This is a genomic window from Bacteroidales bacterium, assembly GCA_021648725.1.
Taxonomy (GTDB): domain Bacteria; phylum Bacteroidota; class Bacteroidia; order Bacteroidales; family JAADGE01; genus JAADGE01.
Genome location: JAKISF010000021.1, coordinates 1 through 11,443, shown reverse-complemented (window position 1 = coordinate 11,443; position 11,443 = coordinate 1). Strand labels below are relative to the sequence as shown.

Below are 11,443 nucleotides of genomic sequence, written 5' to 3'. Positions count from 1 at the left end.
AAAATGTTGAATATGAGATATTTATTTTCTTCTTTTTTATTAATAATCGGTTTTTTATCTTACTCTCAATTACCGGTTACCTTTGACTTAAGGAATTATAACGGTACAAATTATGTTACTTCAGTAAAATCGCAGGGAGGCGGAACCGGTTGGGCATTCGGAACAACGGCATCAATTGAAAGTAATTTAATGATTACGGGAATATGGACTTCTAACGGAGAAACAGGAGAGCCTGATTTGGCAGAATATCACTTAGATTGGTGGAACGGTTTTAACCAATACAATAATGACGATTTGGGAGGTGTAAATTCGCAAGGATTAGATGTGCATTTGGGGGGTGATTACAGGATTTCAACAGCTTATTTATCAAGATTGGAAGGCGTTGTAAGAGATGTTGACGGGCAATCATACGATAATCCGCCTGTTAGGAGTGATGCCGGTTTTCATTATTATTATCCTAGAAATGTGGAGTGGTACACCGCCGAAGAAGATTTGTCGAAAATTGATACAATTAAAGCAAAATTAATGCAATATGGTGCAATGGCAACTTGTATGCACTTTGACGGAAGTTTTATTGATGCTGATTACAATCATTATCAGCCGAACACAAGTTCTTTATTGCCTAATCATTCGGTAACTGTTATAGGTTGGGATGATAACCGTAATGTTCCGGCAGCCGGGCAAAATGGTGCATGGCTGGCAAAAAATAGTTGGGATACAAGCTGGGGTTTTTCCGGTTATTTCTGGATTTCGTACTATGATAAATGGGCATGTAAAGAACCTGATATGGGAGCAGTTTCGTTTATTGATGTTGAACCTTTGCAATATGAGATGGTTTATTATCATGATTATCACGGTTGGCGAGATACGAAGGCAGACAGTGATTCTGCTTTTAATGCTTTTCATGCAAAAGAAAATATAATATTAAAATCAGTAAGTTTTTTTGCAGATTCTGTTGACCTAAACTTCGAGATAAAGATTTTTAGGAACTTTGACGGCTCACTTTTAAGTAATTTAAGCTCAGTTGTGTCGGGAAATATTATGCACAGAGGTTTTCATACCGTAGATTTGGAAACTCCGGTTACGATTAATAACGGCGAAGATTTTTATATTTTCTTATATTTATCAAAAGGCGGGCAACCGTATGACAGAACTTCTGATGTTACTGCTTTGCTCGGCAGTAAAATAAAAACCGTTGTTCCTTCTGTTGCTAATCCTGCCGAAAGTTATTATTATGAAAAAGGTAAGTGGAAAGATTTATACAACTATAATGACCCTTCAAGTTTTAACCAAACAGGAAACTTTTGCATAAAAGGTTTGGCTGTATATAACCAAAATGTAGGATTTGAAGAACTTGATGAAAACAGTTTTGAAATTTATCCTAATCCTGCAATAAATTTTATACAAATTAATACTGAATTTAACGATATTATTTCTTATCAAGTAGCCGATATAAACGGAAAAGAATTAAATTCGGGAAAAGTTTTTAAGAAACAGCAAATTAATGTAAGTGATTTAAGTAAAGGCTTCTATCTTGTCAAGTTAAAAGTCGGCAATAAGCAATTTGTGAAAAAGATGATAATAAGGTAGAGAACCGGTATAAATTGATTCAATATCCGAAACGTTTTAAATCACTTGATTTTGAACGCCAATCATCAGCTACTTTTACATATAGTTCAAGATACACTTGTTTTTCAAAGAATTTTTCAATATCCTTTCTGGCATCAATACCTACATGTTTTATTGCTTTTCCTTGATGACCGATAATAATGCCTTTTTGCGATTTTCGTTCAACATAAATAATGCTTCTTATTCTGATAATATCCTCACTTTCTTTAAATTCTTCAACTTCAACTTCAACAGAGTAGGGGATTTCCTTTTTATATCTTATTAAAATTTTTTCTCTTATTATTTCAGAAACAAAAAAACGTTCTGTTTTATCGGTTAATTGGTCTTTCGGAAAAAAAGGCGGAGACTCGGGAGCTAATTCAATAATTCTGTTAAACAAATTCCTCACATTAAATTTTTCAAGTGCTGATGTAGGAAATATTTCAGCATTCGGAAGTTCATCTTGCCATTTTTTTACATGTTTAACAATGTCTTCTTGGCTTGATAAGTCAATTTTATTTAAAACCAACAAAACCGGAACCTTCGCACTTTTAACTCTTTTAAGAAATTCGGGGTTTTTGTCTGTTTTTTCATAAATATCAGTAACATAGATTATTATATCGGCATCAATCAATGCAGTTTCAGAAAATTTAAGCATTGATTCTTGCAACTTGTAATGAGGTTTTAAAACTCCGGGTGTATCCGAAAAAACTATCTGGTATTCATCGGTATTTACTATGCCTTTAATATTATGGCGTGTCGTTTGTGATTTTGAAGTAATAATCGAAAGTTTTTCTCCGACAAATTCATTCATTAGGGTTGATTTCCCGACATTGGGATTTCCTATTATATTTACAAATGCAGCTTTATGGGTCATTTATTCAGATAGAGTAGAAAGTGAGAATTAAATATGTGTATATTAATAATTTACAGTATTGATTATTGAGTCTTTGTCTTGTATATTTTCAAAGTAATCTTTATTTCTGGCATTTTCTTCGGGTAAAATAATCGTGTAAGTTTTTTTATATTTATTCGTAAGAAAATTGTCTCGTAACCAAGGGTTAAAAATTTTAAGCATTTTATAGTTTGTTCCGAAATGCTTTGCGTAAGCTGCAAAATCAGTAACTGCACTGTCAAGTTTAACTTTATAGGTCGGAATCTGAGGATATAAATCTTTTTTTCTGAATTTGAAACCGTAATCTTGCGGATTGCTCATTATTAATTTAAAAGCAATTATTCTGTAAACATACCTTGAAGTTTCTGAATTTAATAATAAATCGTAATAGTTATTATTGTTTTGTCTTATTGTTTGTTTATTCAAATTTCCCGGTCCGGTATTGTATGCTGCGGCAGTCATTGCCCAATCTTTGTATTTTCTGTGAATATCTTTTAAAAATTTACAAGCGGCAACAGTTGATTTTTCAAGATTGTATCTTTCGTCAACTTCTTTATTTATTTCTAATCCGTAACTTTTGCCGGTTGCTTTTAAGAATTGCCAAAATCCGGCAGCTCCGGCAGGAGAAACGACATCGGTTAAACCGCTTTCGGCAACTGCAAGATATTTAAAATCATCATGAATACCGTTTTCTGCAAGTATTTTCTCAATAACCGGAAAAAAACGATGAGCTCTTTTTAAATATAAGAAAGTTTCTGAATGCCAATACGTTATCTTGTGAAGTTCTTTGTCTAATGCTTCACGCACATCAAAGTTTTCGACAGGTACATATTCTCCTGCAAATGTAATACTGTCCGGTAACGGCAAAGCATAAACTGAATATGTGCTGTCTCTTAGCTCTTTATATTTTTTATCAAGTGTATAGTAATTTTTTGCAAATATAAACACAGTTACTACACCGATGATTGCAAAACTTATTGTTAATCCTGAACTTATTTTCTTCATTGTAAATTTTATCTTTTTTATCTACTCAATCAAAACAGCATCACCATTTTCAATATCAACTAAAACTTTTTTGTATTTTCCTTCAACAATTTTACCGTTTTTATATTGAACTTTTACCAAATCGTTTCTTCCTATTTTTTTCCCTACTCTTACAGGTTCAGCTTTTTTCTTTTCTTGACCTTGACCTTGTGCCGAAGCCTGCCCGCTGTATTCTTCTTTTTCGGTGTCGTATTTACTGATGTCAAGTTTTTGAACACGCCCTTGACGAATATCTCCTGCTTCTTGAGTATGAAGTTTTGCTTTCAGAAGTGCATTTACAACAGTTTTATTGTTTTTATCAAGCATACCTTTAAATAATTCATAAGATTCAAATTTATAAATCAATAAAGGATCTTTTTGTTCATAAGATGCATTTTGAACAGATTGTTTTAAATCATCCATTTCACGAAGATGATCTTTCCAAGAAGTATCAATTGTAGAAAGAACAATTTGTTTTTCAAATTCTGTTGCAACATCTTTACCGTTAGAGTTGTATGCTCGTTCAAGGTTAACAATAATGTGATAAATATTTCTTCCGTCGGTAATAGGTACGTCAATGTTTTTGTATTGTCCGGACATTGTTTCATAAACATTTTTGATAACGGGAAATGCTTGTTCAACAATATTTTGTTTTCTTCGTTTATAATCTTCAACAACTACATTAAATATTTTTTCTGTAATAACATCGGGTTTTAGTTCTTTGAATTCTTCTTCTGTAACCGGAGGTTCAACTGCAAGAATTCTGAACAATTCCATTTTAAAATCTTCATAATCGTAGCCGTAATTATCGTGTGCAACACTTGTACATGTATCATAAAGCATATTAGCAAGATCAACGCTGAGACGGTCGCCGTGCAGTGCGTGTCGTCTTAATTTATAAATAACTTCTCTTTGCGAATTCATAACATCGTCATATTCAAGAAGTCGTTTACGAATACCGAAGTTGTTTTCTTCAACCTTTTTTTGAGCTCTTTCAATAGATTTTGAAATCATGGAGTGCTGAATAACTTCTCCGTCTTTCAATCCCATTCTGTCCATCAGTTTTGAGATTCTGTCGGAACCGAACATTCTCATTAGATCATCTTCTAATGAAACAAAGAATTGAGAAGAGCCGGGATCTCCTTGTCTTCCGGAACGACCTCTTAATTGTCGGTCAACACGACGAGAATCATGTCGTTCTGTACCGATAATTGCTAAACCTCCGGCTTCTTTTACTTCATCAGTCAATTTAATATCAGTACCACGACCTGCCATATTTGTTGCAATTGTAACAATTCCGGCTTTACCGGCTGTTGCAACAATATCAGCTTCTCTTTTGTGTAATTTGGCATTTAAAACATTATGCTCAATTTTACGAATTTTAAGTGTTCTGCTGAGAAGTTCCGAAATTTCTACGGAAGTTGTTCCCACTAATACAGGCCTTCCTTCTTTAACAAGGTCGTTAATTTCATAGATTACTGCATTATATTTTTCACGTTTTGTTTTATAAACTTTATCATATCTGTCATCTCTGATAATAGGAACATTTGTAGGTATAACCGTAACATCAAGTTTGTAAATGTCCCAAAATTCACCTGCTTCAGTTTCGGCAGTACCGGTCATTCCTGAGAGTTTATGGTACATTCTGAAATAGTTTTGCAAAGTAACTGTTGCCATTGTTTGGGTAGAAGCTTCGACCTTTACATTTTCTTTTGCTTCAATTGCTTGGTGCAAGCCGTCGGAATATCTTCTGCCTTCCATTATACGCCCTGTTTGTTCATCAACTATTTTTATTTGATTTTCAATGATAACATATTCAACATCTATTTCAAACATTGCATATGCTTTCAGAAGTTGGTTCATTGCATGAACTCTGACGGTTTTAGCAGAATAATCAGACAATAATTCATCTTTTTCTTTCAGAATTTCTCTTTCGGATTTTTCGGAGTTTTCAATGTCTGCAATTTTAGAGCCTATATCGGGCAATACAAAAAATTCTTTATCTTCAATTTCGGCTGAAATTATATCAATACCTTTATCAGTTAATTCAACGGAATTATTTTTTTCCTCAATTACGAAATATAAATCATCCGTAATTTCAGGCATTCGTTTTGCGTTTTCGGCAAGATATATGTTTTCTGTTTTGTGCATTAAGGTTTTCATTCCTTCTTCACTAAGGAATTTAATAATTGCCTTATTTTTGGGTAAACCTTTATGTGCTCTTAATAAATAAATTGCACCTTTTTCTTGCTCTTTTTTCTTGTCTGAATTAATCAGTTTTTTTGCATCAGTTAATAGTTTTGTGACAAGCTGTTTTTGAAGGCTGTATATTTTTTGGATTCTTGGTTTAAGTTCTTTAAAAAGTTCTTCGTCTTTTGTTTGACTTCCTCTGTCAACTGCACCTGAAATAATTAAAGGAGTTCTTGCGTCATCAATTAAAACTGAGTCAACTTCGTCAACAATAACATAATTATGTCTTCTTTGAACTAAATCACTCGGGCTCAGAGCCATGTTATCTCTTAAATAATCAAATCCGAATTCATTATTTGTACCGAAAGTAACATCTGCCCTGTATGCTTGTCTTCTGGATTCTGAATTTGGTTGATGTTTATCAATACAATCCACACTTAATCCGTGAAATTCATATAAAGTTCCCATCCATTCGGCATCTCTTTTTGCAAGGTAATCGTTAACGGTAACGATGTGAACACCTCTTCCGGTAAGTGCATTTAAGAAAACGGGCAATGTTGCAACTAATGTTTTACCTTCACCTGTTGCCATTTCGGCAATTTTTCCTTCGTGGAGAATAATACCGCCTATAAGTTGAACATCATAATGAATCATTTCCCATTTTATTTCAACACCTCCGGCTAACCATTTGTTATGGTAAACGGCTTTATCATTTTTTATAATAATATCTTCTCTGTGAGGAGCTAATTGTCTGTCAAAATCAGTAGCTGTTACTATAATTTCTTCATTTTCAAAGAAACGTCTTGCTGTATCTTTAATTATTGCAAATGCTCTCGGAAGAATTTCATTAAGTTTTGATTCTATTTTTTTGTCAATTGTATCTTCCAGTTTATCTATTTCCTTATAAACGTCTTCTCTTTCAAGCATATCAAATTTATCTGCTTCAATATCTGCCTTAAGAGAATTTATTTCATCTTGCTCAACTTTAAAGAAATCTGTAATTTCTTTTTTTAACTCTTTTGTTTTTTCTCTTAAAAGGTCATTTGAGAGTGTTGAAAGTTTATCAAATTCTTCATTAATTAGGGCAACAGCCGGCATTACTTTTTTAATATCTTTATCAGATTTATTTCCCAGAAATTTTCCGAGTACTTTGTCTAATATTGCCATGGGTTATATTTTTTCAGTTTTTTTATTTTATATTATTTGAACACGATATTACTATTTATCATGTACTATTTTTGCTATATTAACTATTGTTTCAACAGTTTTCATCATTGATTGCAAAGAAATATATTCATATTTTCCGTGAAAATTGTGACCTCCCGTAAAAATGTTAGGACAGGGGAGTCCCACATACGATAGTTTTGCTCCGTCGGTTCCTCCTCTGATAGGTTTTATAATCGGTGTTATTCCTGCTTTTTTCATAGCTTCTTTTGCTATATCTACAATATACATAACAGGTTCAATTTTTTCACGCATATTATAATAACTGTCTTTTACTTCAACCGAAATAAGTTCTTTGTGATGTGATTTGTTGAGAAGTTCGGCAACATGTTTAACATGTTCTTTCATTTCTTCAAATTTATTTCTGTCATGGTCTCTGATGATATAATTTAACTTTGTTTCGTCAATTGTACCGGTAATATTTGTAAGGTGATAGAAGCCTTCATAACTTGTTGTGTGTTCGGGTCTTTTAATATGCGGTAACATTGCATGAAATTCGTGAGCAACATTTATTGAGTTAATCATTTGGTTTTTAGCTGTTCCGGGATGTACATTTCTTCCGGTAACGATAACTTCTAAACTTGCGGCATTAAAATTTTCATATTCTAATTCTCCTAATTCTCCGCCGTCAACAGTATATGCAAATTCTGCATTAAAGAAATCAACATCGAAATTATCTGCACCTCTCCCTATTTCTTCATCAGGTGTGAATGCGATTTTTATGTCTCCGTGTAATATTTCCGGGTTATTTTGCAAGTATTCAATTGCAGTAATAATTGATGCAACGCCTGCTTTGTCATCGGCACCGAGAAGTGTTTTTCCGTCGGTTGTTATAAGTGTTTGTCCTATGTATTTTTTTAATTCGGGAAAATCATTCGGAGAAAGAATTATATTTTTCTCTTTGTTGAGTTCAATGTCTTTTCCGTTGTAATTTTCAATAACTTGCGGATTAACACCTTCGCCGGAAGTGTCGGGTGCTGTATCTAAATGAGCAATAAATCCTATTGCGGGAACTTTTTTATCAGTATTTGCCGGTAAAGTTGCATACAAATAACATTTGTCAGTCAGTTTTATATTTTTCAATTCAAGAGCCTCGAGTTCATTTTGTATTTCTTTTGCAAGGTCAAATTGTTTAACTGTACTTGGTGTTGTATTTGAATCGGGGTTTGATTGTGTGTCGAATTTAATATATTTTAAAAACTTATATTTTACTTTCTTCATTTTAGCTTACTTTTTGTAATAGTATCAGTTACAGATACATTTTTTGTCTTATTTTTTTTTATTTACAATTTTGATTTTGATTTTATCTTTATTTATTCCGACTTTAATTTCATCGCCTTCTGAGATTTCAGCTTCAATAATAACTTCAGCCATTTCGTCTTCGAGATATTTTTGAATTGCTCTTTTCAGAGGTCTTGCTCCGTATTTAATATCTAACCCTTTTTCTGCAATAAATTCTTTTGCTTCTTCTGTTATATTTAACTTATAACCAAGGTCTTCAACACGTTTATAAAGTCCTTTCAGTTCTATGTCGATAATTTCAAAAATATGTTCTTTTTTTAGTGTGTTGAAAATAACAACATCATCAATTCTGTTAAGAAATTCGGGTGCAAAGGTTCTTTTAAGAGCTTTTGTAATAACAGTTTTGCTTTGTGCGTCATCATCACTTTCTCCGAAACCTATTCCTTTGCCGAAATCTGCTAATTTTCTTGCTCCGACATTGGAGGTCATAATAATTACGGTATTTTTAAAATCGACTCTTCTTCCGAGGCTGTCGGTTAATTGTCCGTCGTCAAAAACTTGAAGAAGTATATGAAAGACATCGGGATGAGCTTTTTCGATTTCATCTAACAAAATAACTGAATAGGGTTTTCTTCTTACTTTTTCGGTTAATTGCCCGCCTTCTTCATGACCGACATATCCGGGAGGAGCTCCTATTAATCTTGAAACAGAGAATTTTTCCATATATTCACTCATGTCAACTCTTATTAATGCTTCTTCGGTATCGAATAAAAATTCTGTGAGTTTTTTTGCAAGGTGGGTTTTTCCTACGCCCGTAGGTCCGAGAAATATGAAAGTTCCTATCGGTTTTCCGGGGTCTTTTAAACCTGCTCTGTTTCTTTGTATTGCTTTAACTATTTTTTCAACAGCATTGTCTTGTCCTATTACTTTTTCTTTAAGTTGGGATTTCATTTCAAGAAGACGAACACTTTCTGCTTTGGCAATTCTTGTTGCAGGAATTCCCGTCATCATTGCAACCACTTTTTCTACTTGCGGTTGGCCAACAGTATCTCTGTTTTTAGAAAGGTTTTCTGACCACTGTTGTTTTGCTTTTTCAAGTTCTTTAAGTAAATTTCTTTCATTATCTCTGATAGAGGCAGCTTTTTCAAATTCTTGATTATTAATTGCGTCTTGTTTTACTTTAATCAGGTCGTCAATTTTTTGTTCAATTTCGGAAATATCTTCCGGCACTTTTAAATTCATAATGTGAACTCTTGAGCCTGCTTCGTCTAATGCGTCAATAGCTTTGTCGGGTAAGTGTCGGTCGCTTATGTATCTGTCGGTAAGCTTTACGCATGAATCCAGGGCATCATCTGTATAATAGACATTATGATGGTCTTCGTATCTGTCTTTTATGTTTTCAAGAATTTCTCTTGTTTCTTCGACTGTTGTGGGGTCAACCATTATTTTTTGGAAACGTCTTTCTAATGCTCCGTCTTTTTCAATGTGTTGACGGTATTCGTTTAATGTTGTTGCTCCTATTGTTTGAATTTCGCCTCTTGCAAGTGCGGGTTTTAACATATTAGATGCGTCTAAAGAGCCGCTTGCCCCGCCTGCTCCTATGATTGTGTGTATTTCATCAATGAATAATATAACATCTTGGTTGTCTTGAAGTTCGTTGAGTATTGATTTCATTCGTTCTTCAAATTGACCTCTGTATTTTGTTCCTGCTACAACTGATGCCATGTCGAGAGTTACAATTCTTTTGTTGAATAATACTCTTGAAACTGCATTTTCGGTGATTCTTATTGCAAGTCCTTCAACAATTGCAGATTTACCTACACCCGGTTCTCCTATCAGAACAGGATTGTTCTTTTTTCTTCTGCTAAGGATTTGTACTAATCTTTCAATTTCATTTTCTCTGCCGACAACCGGGTCAAGTTTATTTTCTGTTGCAGCTTTTGTTAAATCGACACCGAAATTATCAAGAACGGGAGTGTCGCTGTCGGTTTTGGATGTTCTTTTTCGTTTTGAAGCTTCAAAAGATTCGTCATCGTCATAATCATCGTCGAAATCGTCATCATCTTCATCTATGTCGCCGGGACCTCCTGCTTGGTTATAGATTAAACTTATAAGTGAGTCTTTAATTTTATCGTAGGTAAGTTCATTTTCATTAAATATATTGAAAATAATACCTTTATCTGCCTGTTCTTCTTTCAGGATTGCAAGAACCAGATGGTCGGGTGTTGCAAATTTTTCTTGAAAATCTTTTGCTTCAAACCAAATAAATTTTAGTGTTCTGACTGCAGATTTCAGCAAGGGAAGTTCATCGGGGTGGTGTTTGCTTACATCTTTGTTTTTTATTTTATTTTCGATTGATTTTTTAATAGTGTTTAAATCAATTCCGTTATCTACAAGGATTTGCAGTATGTTTGAGGTTCCGTCTCTTAAAATTCCGAGAAATAAATGTTCGTTACCGATATAGTCGTTCCCTAATCTTACAGCTTCCTCTCGGCTGTATGATATTACTTTTTTCAAATGTTTTGAATACTTTTTATTCATCTTTATTTTTACTGTTTTAGAACTTGCAAAGTTATAAAAAACTTGTGTATTTTAGCTTTTTTTGACTTTGTTTTTTTATTTAGTCAAAAGTATAAAGATGAAAGATGAAAGTTTTTTATGTTTATGTTAAATATTCCTTTTGAAGGGTTGGGGTAAATTGTAATGTTTTCGGTTTCGGGCAATTCTATATTGCTTGTTTTATTTTTATTTTTGTATGTTTTGTTTTGTTTATCGTCTTCGGTCCATTCTTCCGTAATTAAGTTATTTATATATGCTCCGGTGTGCAAATGCAACTTATCGCTTGCACTTGCGTGAAAACCGTTTGTAATATGTATGCTTGTTACGGCTTGCATTTCGCCTTGATGCCAATCGGCATTCGGTAAATGTATATTTTTTAGAATATTATCTGTTGTTGATTATTACTTTAGTTTATATAAAGGAAATCCTTGTTTTTTTATGTATCCGGGATCATAATTTAATGTTTTAATATAATTATTATTCATATATCAATGTCGTTTAGTTAAGGATTAATCATAACTGTGTAAAAATAAGAAAAATATAATAAAAAGTTCTTTGAAATTTTGCTTTTTAAGAATAGTATTTATTTTTACGGTATATATAGGGGGTAAGTGTAATCCCGAAGAAAACCAAAAAGAAGACTATCGAATAATATTAACAAAAAATATTGATTATGAGCTTAATGAAGAAAAGTTCCACAGC

At 33.1% G+C, this 11,443-nt stretch carries 7 protein-coding genes; 1 reads left to right on the top strand and 6 read right to left on the bottom strand.

Translation table 11 applies throughout. The features are described 5' to 3' along the window. Positions 1-12 precede the first annotated feature (12 nt). Positions 13-1,590: a lectin like domain-containing protein gene (locus L3J35_08865; GenBank protein ID MCF6366299.1), complete on the top strand. Its 1,578-nt coding sequence runs from the start codon at positions 13-15 to the stop codon at positions 1,588-1,590. Positions 1,591-1,609: 19 nt separating this feature from the next. Here L3J35_08865 and era read toward each other — a convergent pair whose 3' ends face one another. The 6 genes from era to L3J35_08835 form a co-directional block, all read right to left on the bottom strand. Beyond that, a complete protein-coding gene (gene era, locus L3J35_08860; protein MCF6366298.1) occupies positions 1,610-2,485 on the bottom strand; it encodes a GTPase Era in 876 nt (291 codons plus the stop codon). Between the two features lie 42 nt (positions 2,486-2,527). After that, positions 2,528-3,508, bottom strand: coding sequence for a lytic transglycosylase domain-containing protein (locus tag L3J35_08855; GenBank protein ID MCF6366297.1), 981 nt, complete (start codon positions 3,506-3,508; stop codon positions 2,528-2,530). Positions 3,509-3,529: 21 nt separating this feature from the next. Further along, the gene (gene secA / locus L3J35_08850; protein ID MCF6366296.1) at positions 3,530-6,883 is read right to left on the bottom strand and encodes a preprotein translocase subunit SecA; all 3,354 of its coding nucleotides are present in this window, start codon (positions 6,881-6,883) and stop codon (positions 3,530-3,532) included. A gap of 51 nt (positions 6,884-6,934) precedes the next feature. After that, positions 6,935-8,161: a peptidase T gene (gene pepT / locus L3J35_08845; protein MCF6366295.1), complete on the bottom strand. Its 1,227-nt coding sequence runs from the start codon at positions 8,159-8,161 to the stop codon at positions 6,935-6,937. A 48-nt stretch (positions 8,162-8,209) separates the two neighbouring features. Then, on the bottom strand, positions 8,210-10,723 hold the full coding sequence (locus L3J35_08840; GenBank protein MCF6366294.1) for an ATP-dependent Clp protease ATP-binding subunit: 2,514 nt from the start codon (positions 10,721-10,723) through the stop codon (positions 8,210-8,212). 83 nt (positions 10,724-10,806) lie between these two features. Then, positions 10,807-11,076 carry a hypothetical protein gene (locus L3J35_08835; GenBank protein MCF6366293.1) on the bottom strand — a complete coding sequence of 90 codons (270 nt, stop codon included), beginning with the start codon at positions 11,074-11,076 and terminating at the stop codon, positions 10,807-10,809. Positions 11,077-11,443: the final 367 nt, after the last annotated feature.